Source organism: Streptomyces sp. NPDC006997 (assembly GCF_040635175.1).
GTDB lineage: Bacteria > Actinomycetota > Actinomycetes > Streptomycetales > Streptomycetaceae > Streptomyces.
The window spans coordinates 1-14,731 of the sequence record NZ_JBEYHH010000043.1 but is presented as its reverse complement, the minus strand read 5'-3'; the positions used below and the strand labels follow the sequence as shown (position 1 = coordinate 14,731).

13 protein-coding genes and 1 rRNA gene are annotated in these 14,731 nt (G+C 74.3%); 3 read left to right on the top strand and 11 right to left on the bottom strand.

The window, feature by feature from the left end:
• Nucleotides 1–13 precede the first annotated feature (13 nt).
• On the top strand, nt 14–1,672 hold the full coding sequence (locus ABZ659_RS30920; protein ID WP_360226481.1) for a PucR family transcriptional regulator: 1,659 nt from the start codon (nt 14–16) through the stop codon (nt 1,670–1,672).
• Nucleotides 1,673–1,679: 7 nt separating this feature from the next.
• Here the strand turns inward: ABZ659_RS30920 and ABZ659_RS30915 are convergent, their stop codons facing one another.
• The 5 genes from ABZ659_RS30915 to ABZ659_RS30895 all read right to left on the bottom strand — a co-directional run bounded on the left by ABZ659_RS30915 (nt 1,680) and on the right by ABZ659_RS30895 (nt 6,942).
• The gene (locus tag ABZ659_RS30915) at nt 1,680–2,813 is read right to left on the bottom strand and encodes a glycosyltransferase family 4 protein (RefSeq protein ID WP_360226478.1); all 1,134 of its coding nucleotides are present in this window, start codon (nt 2,811–2,813) and stop codon (nt 1,680–1,682) included.
• A gap of 227 nt (nt 2,814–3,040) precedes the next feature.
• The gene (gene recN / locus ABZ659_RS30910; RefSeq protein ID WP_360226592.1) at nt 3,041–4,765 is read right to left on the bottom strand and encodes a DNA repair protein RecN; all 1,725 of its coding nucleotides are present in this window, start codon (nt 4,763–4,765) and stop codon (nt 3,041–3,043) included.
• Nucleotides 4,766–4,927: 162 nt separating this feature from the next.
• A complete protein-coding gene (locus ABZ659_RS30905) occupies nt 4,928–5,833 on the bottom strand; it encodes an NAD kinase (RefSeq protein WP_360226475.1) in 906 nt (301 codons plus the stop codon).
• Complete coding sequence (locus tag ABZ659_RS30900; protein ID WP_360226472.1) at nt 5,830–6,645, bottom strand: TlyA family RNA methyltransferase; 816 nt, start codon at nt 6,643–6,645, stop codon at nt 5,830–5,832. The genes ABZ659_RS30905 and ABZ659_RS30900 overlap by 4 nt, the downstream gene beginning before the upstream one ends.
• 36 nt (nt 6,646–6,681) lie before the next feature.
• The gene (locus tag ABZ659_RS30895; protein WP_360226469.1) at nt 6,682–6,942 is read right to left on the bottom strand and encodes a hypothetical protein; all 261 of its coding nucleotides are present in this window, start codon (nt 6,940–6,942) and stop codon (nt 6,682–6,684) included.
• A 42-nt stretch (nt 6,943–6,984) separates the two neighbouring features.
• Between ABZ659_RS30895 and ABZ659_RS30890 the strand changes: the two genes are divergently transcribed.
• Nucleotides 6,985–7,332: a sterol-binding protein gene (locus ABZ659_RS30890; protein ID WP_360226466.1), complete on the top strand. Its 348-nt coding sequence runs from the start codon at nt 6,985–6,987 to the stop codon at nt 7,330–7,332.
• Here ABZ659_RS30890 and ABZ659_RS30885 read toward each other — a convergent pair.
• From ABZ659_RS30885 to ABZ659_RS30870, 4 genes are read right to left on the bottom strand one after another with little or no spacing between them, the layout of a single operon-like run.
• Entirely contained in the window at nt 7,316–8,278 is a 963-nt protein-coding gene (locus ABZ659_RS30885) for an ABC transporter ATP-binding protein (protein WP_360226463.1), read from the bottom strand. The two genes, ABZ659_RS30890 and ABZ659_RS30885, sit on opposite strands and share 17 nt — an antisense overlap.
• Nucleotides 8,239–9,321 carry an iron chelate uptake ABC transporter family permease subunit gene (locus ABZ659_RS30880; RefSeq protein WP_360226460.1) on the bottom strand — a complete coding sequence of 361 codons (1,083 nt, stop codon included), beginning with the start codon at nt 9,319–9,321 and terminating at the stop codon, nt 8,239–8,241. Before ABZ659_RS30880 ends, ABZ659_RS30885 begins: the two co-directional genes overlap by 40 nt.
• Entirely contained in the window at nt 9,318–10,364 is a 1,047-nt protein-coding gene (locus ABZ659_RS30875) for an iron chelate uptake ABC transporter family permease subunit (protein WP_360226457.1), read from the bottom strand. Before ABZ659_RS30875 ends, ABZ659_RS30880 begins: the two co-directional genes overlap by 4 nt.
• Before the next feature lie 59 nt (nt 10,365–10,423).
• On the bottom strand, nt 10,424–11,452 hold the full coding sequence (locus ABZ659_RS30870) for an HAD hydrolase-like protein (protein WP_360226454.1): 1,029 nt from the start codon (nt 11,450–11,452) through the stop codon (nt 10,424–10,426).
• A gap of 85 nt (nt 11,453–11,537) precedes the next feature.
• On the opposite strand from ABZ659_RS30870, the gene ABZ659_RS30865 reads away from it, so the two are divergent.
• Nucleotides 11,538–12,830, top strand: coding sequence for a DUF1015 domain-containing protein (locus ABZ659_RS30865; protein ID WP_360226451.1), 1,293 nt, complete (start codon nt 11,538–11,540; stop codon nt 12,828–12,830).
• A gap of 78 nt (nt 12,831–12,908) precedes the next feature.
• Here ABZ659_RS30865 and ABZ659_RS30860 read toward each other — a convergent pair whose 3' ends face one another.
• Complete coding sequence (locus ABZ659_RS30860; RefSeq protein ID WP_360226589.1) at nt 12,909–13,637, bottom strand: hypothetical protein; 729 nt, start codon at nt 13,635–13,637, stop codon at nt 12,909–12,911.
• 1,002 nt (nt 13,638–14,639) lie between these two features.
• Nucleotides 14,640–14,731: ribosomal RNA gene (rrf, locus tag ABZ659_RS30855) — 5S ribosomal RNA — on the bottom strand; the annotation flags it as partial.

Sequence of the window (14,731 nt, the reverse complement as noted above, 5' to 3'; positions counted from 1 at the left end):
TAGCGTCCGCGGTATGGAGCCGGGATACGACCGTCAGGGCGCGCACGACGCCGGGATCACCGTGCGGCGGGCGCTGGAGCTGCCCGGACTGCGCAGCGGGCTGCCGGAGGTCCTCGCGGGCGCCGAGCGGCTCGACCGGACCGTGCGCTGGGTGCACGCGGGCGAGGTGCCGAACATCGCCTCACTGCTCAAGGGCGGCGAACTGCTGCTGACCACCGGCTACGGCCTCGGCACCCGCCCCGCCGAGCAGCGCGCGTTCGTGCGTACCCTCGCCGAGCGCGGCATCGCGGCCCTCGTCGTCGAACTGGGCCCGCGGTTCGCCCGGCTGCCCGCCCCCCTCGTGGAGACGGCGCGCGCGGCCGGGCTGCCGCTGGTCCAGCTGCACCGCGAGGTGCCCTTCGTGACCGTCACGGAGGAGATCCACACCGAGATCGTCAACGGCCACTACGCGCTGCTGCAACGCGCGGAGGAGGTGCACCGGCGCTGCACCGGCGCGCTGCTCGGCGGCGGCGGCATCCCCCAGGTCCTCGGCATCCTGGCCGACTTCTGCGCCAACCCGGTGTTCCTGGAGACCGCCGACGGCCAGCTCCTGTACGCCGCCGGGTCCGGGCCCGAGGGCGCCGACCCGCTCCAGGTGTGGGAGGGGCTGCGGGGCCCGCACAAGGACACCCCGCCGCCCGCCGGTTCGGTGCTGGTGGACGTGCCGGGCGGCGGCCCCGGTCCCGGTACGACGGGCTCGGTGCGGGCCCGTCTGGTGCTGCTGCCGGTGCGCGCGCCGCTCGCGCCGGTGCACCGCATCGCCGCCGAGCGGGCCGCGGGCATCCTGGCGGTGGTGCTGATGCAGGCCCGCCAGGAGGAGGAGCTGGCCGCGCGTGGGCGCGGGGACTTCCTCACCGACCTCGCGGAAGGCCGGATCACCGCGGCGGACGCTCCCGCGCAGGCCCGCGTCCTCGGCTTCAAGCCCGGCGACGGCCCGCTGCTGCCGGTGGTGATGCGCCTCGGCGGGGCACTGTCACCCGGCGGCGGCTGGGCCGTGCTCGCGCGTGCGGTCGCCGAGGAGCTGGCGGCGGTGGGGGCGCCGGTGCTGCTGGGGGTGCGGCCGGTGGAGGGGCGGGTGCCGGTGCTGCTCGGGCTGCGCGCCGAGACGGAGCGCACGGCGGTCGCCGACAAGGTGGCGGCGGCGCTGCGGGCGGGTGTGGAGCGGGCCGGGACGCAGCGGCCCGGCGCCCGCCCGCCGGTCGTGGTCGTCGGACCGGCCGGGGACTGGGCTGCGGCCTCGGCGGGGCTGCGGCACGCCGCGGAGACGGCGACGGCGGCCGAGGGGCTCCCCGACCGGCCCTGGTACGACGCCCGGCGCCTGGACATCGACCTGCTGCTGTGGCGGCTGCGCGACCACCCCGACCTGGCGGCCTTCGTCGAGCGCGCCATCGGACCGCTACGCGACCACGACCGCCGCTCCCGGCCGCCGCTGCTGCCGACCCTGGAGACCTACCTCGGCACCGCGGGCCGCAAGGCGGAGACGGCCCGCGAACTGCACCTGAACCGGCAGACGCTCTACAACCGGCTCGCCCGCATCGGCGAACTGCTGGGGACCGACCTCGACGACCCGCAGACGGTCCTGACCCTGAGCCTGGCCCTGCGCGCCCGTCGCCATGTGGACCGCGGCGCCTGAGCACCTCTCAGGTCAGCGGCCTCGGCTGCGTCAACTCGTCGTACACGCTGAGCACCTGGGCGATCGTCTCCTCCTCGGTCGGCCAGGTCGCCGCCTGTTCGACGCCCCGGCGCGCCAACCGCTCGCGCCGCGCCGGATCGCCGAGGAGCCGGACGACGGTGTCGGCGAGGGCCGCGGAGTCGCCGTACGGGACCAGTTCGGCGGCGTCGCCGACCAGGTCGGGCACCCCGCCCACGCGGGTCGCGACGAGCGGCACGCACGCGTGGAGGGCCTCTTGGGCGAGGACGGACCGCGACTCCCACCGGCTGGTCAGCAGCGCCACGTCGGCCGCCGCGAGCAGCTCGCCCGCGTCGTCCCGGCGCCCGACCAGCCGCACCGGCAGCGCTTCGTTGTCGATCCGGCGCTGCAACTCCGCCCGCAGCGGCCCCTCCCCCGCGATCACCACCAGCGGCACGGGGTCGAGGCCGCGCCAGACCCGCGCGGCGTCCAGCAGGACGTCGTACCCGCGGTGCGGGTCGAGGGAGCCGACGGTGACGAGCAACGGGCGGCCCAGCGCGCCGAGTTCGGCGAGGATCTTGGGCGGCAGCCGGTCGGGGTCCTCCGGCTCGCCCGCGCGGCGGCCGGGCAGGGCGACCGCGCCGAGCCGGGCGTCCCGGGCCCCGCCGCGGCGGGCCCGGTCCACCAGGTCGGAGGTGGTCCCGAGGACCAGGGTGGCCGCCCGCACCACCCGCCGCTCCAGCATCCGCAGCAGATGCGCCCGCGCGCCCTCGGCGTGCGCCCGGTTGTGCCAGGTGACGACGAACGGGGTGTGGCGCCCGCCGAGCGCCAGCACGGTGCGGAAGGAGGCGTGCAGCCCGTGCGCGTGCACCAGGTCGGCGTCCGAGCAGACCGTCCGCAGCGCCGCCACCGACGCCGGGTCGCTGCTGCGCGGGATGTGCACGTGTTCGGCGCCGACGCCCGTGAAGTCGTAGGCACGTTCGGCCTCGACGGGGGCGCACACCGTGACCCGCACGCCCCTTGCCACCAGTCCGGCCGCCAGCGACCGCACGTGCGCGCTGCTGGCCACGCTGCCCCCGCCCAGCACCTGCACGGTGCGCAGCGACGACTGGCCGTGCGGTGAGTGGCTGGTCACGAGGCTCACGCGGCCGGGGCTCCTGGTTCGGCGACAGACGGTCACGGGGAAACGTACAGAAGGATCGGACGGGGGAACGGCACCGCGCGAGGCGCGCGCACCCCGCCAAGGATGCCAGGACAACCGCCCCCGGCCACAACGCCGGGGGCACCTGCTTCTCGCCCTCATCCGAGTCGCGTCACCCACACGAGTGAGGGGGAGACACGTGTGTACGACTCGCCAGCGGACGCGCCCCGTCACACCTCGGCCCGTGCCGTCGCCAGCAGTTCCTCCGCGTGCGCCCGGGCCGTCTCGGAGTCCTCCTGCCCGGCCAGCATCCGCGACAGCTCCCGGATCCGCTCCTCGCCCTCCAGGACCTTCACGCCGGACCGGGTCACGGACCCGTCGTTGGTCTTCTCCACCAGCAACTGCCGGTCCGCGAAGGCCGCCACCTGCGGCAGGTGCGTCACCACCACGACCTGCGCCGACTTCGCCAGCCGGGCGAGACGCCGACCGATCTCCACCGCGGCCTTGCCGCCGACGCCCGCGTCCACCTCGTCGAAGAGGTACGTCGGCACCGGGTCCGTGCCCGCGAACACCACCTCTACGGCGAGCATCACGCGCGACAGCTCACCGCCGGACGCGCCCTTGGCGATCGGCCGCGGCGGCGCCCCCGGATGCGGCGCGAGCAGCAGCTCGACCTCGTCGGCGCCCGACGGCCCGTACGCCACCGCACGGCCGCCGACCTCGACGCCCTCGGGGTCCTCGGTCTGCCGGATCTCGAAGGACACGCGCGCGTGGGGCATCGCCAGCGACGCCAGCTCGGCGGTCACCGCGGCGGCGAACCGCTCGGCGGCCTCCGTACGGGCGTCGGTCAGGGTCTGCGCGAGACCGCCCAGCTCGGTACGGAGCGCGTCCCGCTCGGCGGTCAGCTCACCGATGCGCTCGTCGTCGCCGTCGAGTTCGGTCAGCCGCGCGGCACTGTTCTCGGCCCACGCCAGCACGGCGGCGGTGTCGACGTTCTCGCCGTACTTCCGGGTCAGCGCCGTCAGCGCCGCCCGCCGCTCCTCCACCGCCGCCAGCCGCAGCGGGTCGGCGTCCAGGTCGTCGGCGTACCCGGCCAGTTCCCCGGCGACGTCGCCGAGCAGGATCCCGACCTCCCCGATCCGGTCGGCGAGCGCCGCCAGCGCCGGGTCGTGGGACCGTACGGCCTCCAGCGCCCGGTGGGCGCCCGCGACGAGCGTCGAGGCGTCGACACCCTCGGGGTCCTCCGGGTTGCCCGCGAGAGCGGCGTGCGCGGCCGTCGCGGCGGACGCCAGCGCCTCCGCGTGCCCGAGCCGCTCGGCCTCCTCCGCCAGCTCGACGTCCTCACCGGCGCGCGGTTCCACGGCGGCGATCTCGTCGAGGCCGTAGCGCAGCAGGTCGGCCTCCTGGGCCCGCTCACGCGCGCGCGTGGTGATCTCCGCCAGCTCCGTGGAGACCGCCCGCAGCCGCCGGTACGCCTCGGTGTACTTGCCGAGCGGCACGGCCACCGTGTACCCGGCGTACCGGTCCAGCGCCTGCCGCTGCCGGGACTGCTTCAGCAGCCCCTGCTGGTCGGTCTGCCCGTGCACGGCCACCAGCTCGTCGGCCAGCTCCGCGAGGACGCCGACGGGCACGCTGCGCCCGCCCAGGTGCGCCCGTGAGCGCCCCTCCGCGGAAACGGTACGGCTGATGAGCAGCGTCCCGTCGTCCAGCTCGGCCCCGGCCTCCTCCGCGCGTACGGCCGCCGCCGCGTCCTCGGGTACGGCGATCCGCCCCTCGACGACGGCGTTCCTGGCCCCGATCCGCACCAGCGCCGCGTCCGCCCGGCCGCCCAGCAGCAGCCCCAGACTGGTGACCACCATGGTCTTGCCCGCCCCGGTCTCACCCGTGACGGCCGTGAAACCGGGCGACAGCTCGACGACCGCGTCATCGATGACACCAAGTGACCGTATCCGCATCTCCTCAAGCACGGACACGACCTTACGAGGTCGGAGCCTCCGAGTGCGACCGGCCCTTGTCACCCACGTGGGTGGACGGCCCTCCGGGGGCGCCGGGAACCGCGCGACAAGCCCCGACCGACCCGCACCCGCCGACGCACCGGAACCACCCCCCGCGAACCGCTAGTGAGGAGCCCCTCGCCACCCGGAAACCGGCAACGCGAACTTGGCCACCAGCCGGTCGGTGAACGACGCGTGGTGCAACCGCGCCAAGCGGACCGGTACCGCCCCCCGCCGCACCTCCACCCGCGCCCCGGGCGGCAGCTCCACCGTCCGCCGCCCGTCACACCACAGCACCCCCGGCGGGACGTGCGGCAGCACCTCCACCGCCAGCACCGAGTCCGGCGACGTCACCAGCGGCTTGGCGAACAGCGCGTGGGCGCTGATCGGCACCATCAGCAGCGCCTCCACCTCCGGCCACACCACAGGACCGCCCGCGGAGAACGCGTACGCCGTCGACCCGGTGGGCGTCGCGCAGACGATCCCGTCGCAGCCGAACCCGGTCACCGGCCGCCCGTCGATCTCCAGGACGACCTCCAGCATCCGCTCGGCGGACACCTTCTGCACGGCCGCCTCGTTCAGCGCCCAGTCGGTGTGCACGATGTCGCCGTTGCGGTGCACGACGACGTCGACGGTCATCCGCTCCTCGACCTCGTACGCCCTGCTGACGACGCGGTCGACGACCTTGTCCAGGTCGTCCCGCTCGGCCTCGGCGAGGAACCCGACGCGCCCGAGGTTGACGCCGAGCATCGGCACCCCGGACGCCCGCGCGAACTCCGCGCCGCGCAGCAGGGTGCCGTCACCGCCGAGGACGATCAGCAGCTCGCAGCCGTCCAGGCACTGCGGGGTGGCCTCCCTGACGAGCCGCACGGTGTCCGGCAGCGGCAGGTCCGCCGCCTCCGCCTCCAGCACCCGGACGCCGATCCCGGACCGCAGCAGCCCCTTCACCACCAGCTCCGCGCTGCGGATGGCGGCCGGGCGGCCGGTGTGGGCGAGGAGGAAAACTGTACGAGCGGTGTTCGATGTCAACGTGGCCCCTCCGCAACTGCACGGTCGACGTCGGCCGGGTCCAGTCGGTCGGCTCCGGCCCGCAGCCACAGAAAGTACTCGACGTTGCCCGAGGGCCCCGGCAGCGGGCTCGCCGTGACCCCCCGCACCCCGAGCCCCAGCTCCCAGGCCCGCCCGGCGACCCCGCGCACGGCCTCGGCCCGCAGCTCCGGGCTGCGCACCACACCGCCGCTGCCGAGGCGCTCCTTGCCCACCTCGAACTGCGGCTTGACCATCATCACCAGGTCGGCGTCCGGCGTCACGCACCGCGCCAGGGCGGGCAGTACCAGCCCGAGCGGGATGAAGGACAGATCCCCCACGACAAGATCCACAGGCTCCCCATCGATCGCCTCAAGCGTCAACTCGCGTACGTTCGTACGGTCCTTGACGGTGACGCGTTCATCGCTCTGGAGCGTCCAGGCGAGCTGGCCGTACCCGACGTCCACGGCGACGACGTGCGCGGCCCCGGCGCGCAGCAGCACGTCGGTGAAGCCCCCGGTGGACGCACCGGCGTCCAGCGCCCGCCGCCCCGCGACGACCAGCCCGCGCGGCCCGAACGCCGCGAGCGCGCCCGCGAGCTTGTGGCCGCCCCGGGAGACGTACTCGGGATCGCCGTCGTCGGCCGCGACGACGATCGCGGCGGCGGTCTCCACCTGGGTGGCGGGCTTGGTCGCCACCGTCCTGCCGACGCTGACCCGCCCGGCGGCGATCAGCTGGCTGGCGTGCTCGCGCGAGCGCGCGAGCTTGCGGCGGACCAGCTCCGCGTCGAGACGGCGGCGTACGACTCCTGCCACGTTCGGTTCAGCTCCTCGTGCCTGTGTGTGCCTGGGTCACGTCGACGGGGGCGCCGCGGGCCCGGGGCGGGCGTCCAGCGCGGTGAGCGTGTCGCGCAGCCCCCGGTGCACATCCTCGTACACCTCGACGTGGCCGTCCGTGGCGAGGTGGTCGGCGTCGGCCAGCCGCGCCAGCCGGGCGTCGACGTCTGCGTTGCCGGTGGGGTCGCGGGGGACGTCCACGGGCGCGGGCGCGGCGGGGTCGGCCACGGGGGCCTCCGGCCCGGCCGCCGCCTCCTGGGGAGAGGGTTCGTGCATGTCCAGACGCTACCTCGAACCGCTGCGGTACCGTCGGTCGCGATGGCCACGATCGAGGAGTGCCGCGCGGCACTCGACAAGCTCTCGGAGAACATGCGGGGCGCCGAGGGGCACGTCCGCGAGGCGGCTCTCCTGGACCGCTCGGTGAGCTGCCACGTCAAGGACCTCGACGTCACCTTCGTGGGCCGGATGGCCGGCGGCGGGATCGAGGTCCACGACACCGTGCCGGGCACGCCCCGCGAGAAGGCGCAGATCCGGCTGGCGCTGACCGGCGACGACCTGCTGGCGCTGGTCGACGGCGAGCTGCACTTCGCCCGCGCCTGGGGCTCGGGCCGGGTGAGGCTGGAGGCGGGCCTGCGGGACCTGTTCCACCTCAGGAAGCTGCTGTAGCCCCCGCCTTCCCGACGGTCTTCCGGGTCGCCCTGACCTTCCGCGCGGCGGGCACCACCAGCGGCGTGCCCGTCTCGGGGCAGTCGATGACCTGGCAGCCGAGCCCGAAGACCTCCTCCACCAGCTCCGCGGTGACGATGTCGCCGGGCGCGCCCTGCGCGATGACCTGCCCGTCGCGCAGCGCGATCAGGTGCGTGGCGTAGCGGGCCGCGTGGTTCAGGTCGTGCAGTACGGCGACCAGGGTGCGCCCCTGCTCCTCGTGCAGCTCCGCGCACAGGTCCAGTACGTCGATCTGGTGCTGGATGTCGAGGTACGTCGTCGGCTCGTCGAGCAGCAGCAGCGGCGTCTGCTGGGCGAGCGCCATGGCGATCCACACGCGCTGCCGCTGCCCGCCGGACAGCTCGTCGACGTACCGGTCCGCCAGTTCCGCGACGCCGGTCTGCCGCATGGACTCCTGGACGACCCGCTCGTCCTCGGCGGACCACTGGCGCAGGATGCCCTGGTGCGGGTACCGGCCGCGGCCCACCAGGTCGGCGACGGTGATGCCGTCGGGCGCGACGGACGACTGCGGCAGCAGGCCGAGGGTGCGGGCGACCTTCTTGGCGGGCAGCGACTGGATGGCCTGCCCGTCGAGCAGCACCCGGCCCTCGTTCGGCTTGAGCATCCGCGACAGCGCCCGCAGCAGGGTCGACTTGCCGCACGCGTTCGGGCCGACGATCACCGTGAAGGAGTGGTCGGGTATCTCCACCGACAGCCGCTCGGCGATGACCCGCTGGTCGTAGGCGAGGGTGACGTTCTGTGCGGACAGGCGGTTCACGGTGCTCCTGGGGTTGTTCGGCTCACGGTCGGCGCCGCGGCGCGGCCCGGTGCTCGTCTGCGGCCCGGTGCTCGTCTGCGGCCGGGTGCTCATATCCGCCCCGCCCGGCGCTCGGTGACGAGGAGCCACAGCAGGTAGCCGCCGCCGAGCACTCCGGTGACCACGCCCACGGGCAGCTGGTCGGCGCCGAACAGCCGCTGCGAGGCCCAGTCGGCGGTGACCAGGAGGGTGGCGCCCATGCACAGGGAGGCCACCAGGTTGGGCCCCGGCGAGCGGGTCAGCCGCCGGGCGAGCTGCGGCGCGGTGAGCGCCACGAAGGCGACGGGTCCGGCGGCGGCGGTGGCGGTCGCGACGAGCAGCACGGCGGCCAGCAGCAGCATCATCCGCAGCCGCTCCACCCGCACCCCGAGGGCGTATGCGACGTCGTCGCCCATCTCCGTCATCCGCAGCCCGCGCCCGCCCGCGAGCACCAGCGGCACGAGGACGGCGCACAGGACCAGCAACGGCCGGACCTGGTCCCAGCCCCGGCCGTTGAGGGAGCCGGTCATCCACACCACCGCGCGGGAGGCGTCGACGAGGTCGGCCTTGGTGAGGAGATAGCCGTTGACCGCCGTGACGATCGCGGAGACCCCGATACCGACCAGGACCAGCCGGTACCCGTGCACGCCCCGCTTCCAGGCGAGCAGGTAGATGGCGAGACCGGTCACCAGACCGCCGATCAGCGCACCGGCGGTGACCTCGGCGGCGTCCCCGGACATCAGCACGATCACGGTGAGCGCGCCGGCCGTGGCGCCCTGCCCGAGCCCGAGTACGTCCGGACTGCCCAGCGGGTTGCGGGAGATGGCCTGGAACAGCGCCCCGCCGAGCCCGAGCGCGGCCCCGACCAGCAGCCCGACCAGGACCCGGGGCAGCCGCAGCTCCCGGACGACGAACTCCTGCATCGTGTCGCCGCCGCCGAACAGCGTCCTGACCACGTCCCCGGCGGACATCTCGAAGTCCCCGGTCCCGATGAGCACCACACTCGCGGCGAACGCGGCGACGAGCAGCAGGAGGACGACGGTGACGACCCGCGCGTCCACCCGCACGGAGAGCCCGCCGGGGGTGCGCAGGGCACGGGTGGCACGCGGGGTCCGGCTGGCGCGTGCGGTCCGGCTGTCGCGTGGGATCTTCACAGCTGGGCCGTCCTCCGCCGTCGTACGAGAAGAATGAAGACCGGCCCGCCGAGGATCGCGGTGACGATGCCGACCTGGAGCTCCGCGGGCCGCGCCACGATCCGCCCGAGCACATCGGCGCCGAGCAGCAGCACGGGCGACAGGATCGTGGCGTACGGCAGGATCCAGCGCAGGTCGGGCCCGGTGAAGGAGCGGACGACGTGCGGGACCATCAGACCGACGAAGACGATCGGACCACAGGCCGCGGTGGCCGCCCCGCACAGCACGGTGGCCGCCAGCATGGCCAGCGCCCGGGTGCGGTTGAGGTTGGCGCCGAGGGCCCGCGCGGTGTCGTCACCCATGGCCATGGCGTTCAGCGGCCGGGCCAGCGCCAGCGCCAGCACCACCCCCACCAGCAGGAACGGCAGCACCTGCCGGATGGTGTGGTCGGTCGCCGAGCTGAGCGAACCGACCGTCCAGAAGCGCATCTTGCCGAGCGCCGCCGAGTCCATGATCATCACGGCCTGGAGATAGCCGTAGAGCGCGGCGCTGATCGCCGTACCCGCGAGCACCAGCCGTACCGGCGTCGCGCCCCGGCTGCCGCCGAGGAACCACACCAGCGCCCCCACCGCCGCCGCGCCGACGAAGGCGAACCACACATAGCCGCTGAGGCTGGTGACGCCGAAGAAGGTGATGGCGGTGACGACGGCGGCGGACGCGCCCGCGTTGATGCCGAGCAGTCCCGGGTCGGCCAGCGGATTGCGGGTCAGCGCCTGGAGCACCGCCCCCGCCAGCCCGAACGCCGCACCGGCGAGCAGCCCGAGCCCGGTCCGCGACAGCCGCTCGTCGACGACGACGTCGCCGTACGTCCCCGAGTTCTCGAACAGGCCGTGCCAGACCTGCTCCAGGGACAGCTCCTTGGCGCCGATGGCGATGCTGGCCACCGCGACGAGCGTCACGACCGCCAGGGAGACGAGCAACCCGAGGGAACGTATCGCCGCCCGGCGGCGCGGGGGCGCGGGGGCGGTTTCCACGCGCTGTACGGAAGGACTGTCAACCAACACGCGGTTAGGTTAGCCTACCCTCCCATTTGATCAAGATCCTGAGCCTCCACGCACCCGCCCTAGAACCCCAGCCGCGCCAGCGCCTTCTCCCCGTCCAGCTCGCACACCCCGTCCCCGGCCGCCGTCCACGCCGCCGCGCAGAGCGCCCGCAGCCCGTCCAGCGCGCCGCCGTCCCCGTCGACCTCCAACCGCTCGGCACCCGCCCTGGCGGTCCACCCACCGCACCGGAACCCCCCGTCCACCGGTTCCACCTCCGGCTGCCCGGTCAGCAGCCCCCGCAGATCGGCGTCGACATAGGTGGGCCGGTACTTCGGCGCTGCCCTGAGGAGCTGCGCCCCGTCGGTCACCCCCGTCAGCACCAGCAGCGAGTCGACGTCCCCGTTGAACGCCCCCTCGATGTCCGTGTCCAGCCGGTCCCCCACCACCAGCGGACGCTCCGCGCCCGTGCGCAGGACCGTCTCCCGGTGCATCGGCGGCAGCGGCTTCCCCGCGACCTGCGGCTCGGCGCCGGTCGCGATCCGCACCACCTCCACCGCCGCCCCGTTCCCCGGCGCGATCCCGCGCGCCCCCGGGATCGTCAGGTCGGTGTTGGACGCGAACCACGGCACCCCGCGCGCGATCGCGTAACAGGCCTCGGCGAACCGCCCCCAGGGCAGCTCCGGACCGCCGAAGCCCTGCACCACGGCCACCGGTTCGTCGTCCGCCGACTCGACGGGCACCAGCCCCCGCTCCCGCAGCGCCACCCGCAGCCCTTCGCCGCCGATCACCAGTACCCGCGCCCCCGCGGGCACCTGCTCACTGATCAGCCGCGCCACCGCCTGCGCCGAGGTGATCACGTCGTCCGCCGCCGTCGGTATCCCGAGCGCGGTCAGATGCGTGGCCACCGCGTCCGGCGTCCGCAGCGCGTTGTTCGTGACGTACGCCAGGTGCATCCCACCCTCACGGGCCACACCGAGCGACTCGACGGCGTGCCGAATCGCGTGACCGCCCGCGTACACCACCCCGTCCAGATCGAGCAGCGCCGTGTCGTACGCCTCGCTCAGGGCCTGCCCACTGCCCTCGGGCCTCGTCCTGACGCTCCGGCTCATCACCACATCGCTCCTCGCTGATCCCGGTCCGTTCGCGCTTTCCCCCGATCATCGCGCATCCCACTGACACACGTACGATGCCGGGATGAACGCAGCAGGTCACCCGGAAGCAACGGAGCGCCGTGGCCTCGAACTCACCCCGTTCCGAGGTCTGCGTTACGACCCCGACCGGGTCGGCAGCCTGGCCGCTGTGACGTCCCCGCCGTACGACGTCGTCGTACGCCCGGACGGTCTGCACCACCTGGAGTCCGCCGACCCGCACAACATCGTCCGCCTGATCCTCCCCCAGGCCACCACGCCCGGCGCCCGCGACGAACAGGCCGCGAGCACCCTGCGCCGCTGGGTCGCCGAGGGAGTCCTGACCGCCGACCCCGAACCCGGTCTCTACGTCTACGAACAGCGCGCCCCCGACGGCACCCTCCAGCGCGGCGTCATCGGCGCCCTGCGCGTCACGGACCCCGCCGACGGCCTCGTCCTCCCCCACGAGGACGTCATGCCGCACATCGTCGCCGAACGCGCCGACCTGATGCGCGCCACCTCCGCCAACCTGGAGCCCCTGCTCCTGACCTACCGGGGCGACGATACGACGGCCACCACCGCCGAGATCATCGAGCGCACGGCCGAGAAACCCCCGCTCCTCGCCACCACCACCGAGGACGGCGTCCACCACCGCCTGTGGGCCCTCACCGACGCCGCGGACCTGACGGACGTCCAGTCCGACCTCGTCCGCCACCAGGCCCTCATCGCCGACGGCCACCACCGCTGGGCCACCTACCGCAGCCTCCGCGCGGAGCACCCCTCTCCCAGCCCCTGGGACTACGGCCTGGTCCTCCTCGTCGACACCGCCCGCTACCCGTTGCGCGTGCGCGCCATCCACCGGCTCCTGCACGGCCTCCCGGTGAGGGACGCCCTGACCGCCCTGGACGCCCTGTTCCGCGTACGGCACCTGCGGACCTCTCTCCCCGAGGCCCTGACGGCGCTGGAGGAGGCCACCCGCGCGGGCAACGCCTTCCTCCTCGCGGGGGACGGCGCCTACCACCTCGTGGACCGCCCCGACCCGGACCTCCTGGCCCGCACGGTCCCCGCCGACCACCCCCTCGCCTGGCGCACCCTGGACGCCACGGTCCTGCACGCCACCCTCCTCGCCCACGTCTGGCACGTCCCCGAGGACTCCCCCGCCCACATCGCCTACATCCACGACGCCGCCGCCACGGTCGCCAAGGCCGAACACGACGGCGGTACGGCGGTCCTGATGCACCCCGTCCACGAGGACGTCGTACGCGACCTCGCCCGCCAGGGCGTCACCATGCCCCGCAAGTCGACCTCGTTCGGCCCGAAACCGGCGTCAGGGCTGGTGCTGCGCACGTTGGATCGTTGAACGAACCCACCGCGCACAACTAAAGAGGGGGCGGAGTTCCGGTCACCCGGAGCCCCGCCCCCTCTTCTTCCTCCTCGGTCAGTCCCGGTCGGCCGCGCCGCCGTCCTCCGAGGGGCCGTCCCGCTCCTCGTCCAGCGCGTCCATGAACTCCACGCCGTCCAGCTCGGCCAGCCGGTCCGAGGCGTCCGTGCTGCCGTCCCGGTCGGCCTCCACGGCCTTCGCGAACCACTCCCGCGCCTCACCACGCCGCCCGGCCGCAAGCAGCGCGTCGGCGTACGCGTACCGCAGCCGCGCGGTCCACGGCTGGACGGCGTTCGACGCCAGCTCGGGGCTCTGGAGCGTCACGATGGCCGCGTCCAGCTGCCCCATGTCACGCCGGGCACCGGCCGCGACGAGCCGCATCTCGACCTGGCCGGCCTTGTCCAGCTTGTGCACCTCGGGCGCCCCGGCCATGTCGAGCGCCTTCTCCGGCCGCCCGAGCCCACGCTCGCAGTCGGCCATGAGGGGCCACAGCTCCACACCACCGGTCATCCGCCGCGCCGCCCGGAACTCGGCCAGCGCCTCCGCGTACTTCTGGTTGGCGTACGCCGCGAACCCGGCCGCCTCCCGCACGGCGGCGACCCGCGACGCCAGCCGCAGCGCCACCCTGGAGTACCCGTAGGCGCCCTCGGGGTCGTCGTCGATGAGCCTGGCGACCATCACCAGGTTCTTCGCGACGTCCTCGGCCAGGGTCTTGGGCAGGCTCTGCAGCTCCTGCCGCACGTCCTTGTCGATCTCGTCCCCGGTCACGTCCTCGGGGATCGGCAGCCGCTTGATCGGCTCCCGGTCACGGTCCCGCTCGTCCCGGAACCGCCCACCGCCACGGCGGTCGTCACGCCGGTCGTCGCGGCGGTCGTCACGCCGGTCGTCCCGTCCACGGAACCCACCGGGCCGACCGGGACGGTCGTCGCGCCGAGGCCCACGCCCGCGGTCATCACGCCGGAACCCACCGCGTTCCCCGCCACGCTCCCCGCCTCGCACGGGACGCTCGTCACCCCGCCGCTCGGGACGACGCGCGGGCCCACGGTCGTCATCACGCCGGAACCCAGAGCGGTCGCTGTCACGGCGGTCGTCGCGCCGGTCGTCCCGACGGAAGCCACCGCGGTCGTCCCGACGGAAGCCGCCCCGATCATCGCGACGGTCGTCACGCCGGTCATCTCGGCGGTACGTGGGACGCTCCCCGTCACGCCGGAAGCCGCCACGGTCGGACCGCTCGGGCCGGTCTCCCCGGTCGTCGCGCCGGAAACCACGGTCACGCCCTCGGTCATCTCGGCTTCGATCGTCCCGGCCTCGATCGTCACGACGGAAGCCACCGCGGTCGTCCCGACGGAAGCCGCCCCGATCGTCACGGCGGTCGTCACGCCGGTCATCGCGGCGATCGTCACGGCGGTCATCGCGACGGTCGTCCCGACGGTACGGGGGACGCTCCCCGTCACGCCGGAACCCGCGGTCACCGCCCCGATCGCGGTCCCGGTCACGGTCGTCACGCCGCGGTGCGCTGGGCCGGTCGTCGCGCCGGAACCCACCACGCTGACCACGGTCACCGCCCCGATCGCGGTCCCGGTCGCCACTGCCGCCACTGCGCCGAGGCCCGCCACGGAAGCCGCCCCGGTCCCCACCGTCCCGTCGCCGCGGGTCGCGCTCCGGTCGGTCGTCGGGAGAGTTGGTGGACATCGGTGACTCCTGTCTTCGGTACCGCTATTCATTAAACAACGAAAGGACCCCTGGCCCCAGCTGAACGCTGGTGACCAGGGGTCCTCCCCAAAGATTGTTCGGCGGCGTCCTACTCTCCCACAGGGTCCCCCCTGCAGTACCATCGGCGCTGTAAGGCTTAGCTTCCGGGTTCGGAATGTAACCGGGCG

Bases quoted from the DNA above. Each gene is read 5' to 3' on its own strand.
- ABZ659_RS30920 (WP_360226481.1), top strand. From the start codon at position 14: ATGGAGCCGGGATACGACCGTCAGGGCGCGCACGACGCCGGGATCACC.
- recN (WP_360226592.1), bottom strand. From the start codon at position 4,765: ATGCGGATACGGTCACTTGGTGTCATCGATGACGCGGTCGTCGAGCTG.
- ABZ659_RS30895 (WP_360226469.1), bottom strand. From the start codon at position 6,942: ATGCACGAACCCTCTCCCCAGGAGGCGGCGGCCGGGCCGGAGGCCCCC.
- ABZ659_RS30890 (WP_360226466.1), top strand. From the start codon at position 6,985: ATGGCCACGATCGAGGAGTGCCGCGCGGCACTCGACAAGCTCTCGGAG.
- ABZ659_RS30870 (WP_360226454.1), bottom strand. From the start codon at position 11,452: ATGAGCCGGAGCGTCAGGACGAGGCCCGAGGGCAGTGGGCAGGCCCTG.
- ABZ659_RS30865 (WP_360226451.1), top strand. From the start codon at position 11,538: ATGAACGCAGCAGGTCACCCGGAAGCAACGGAGCGCCGTGGCCTCGAA.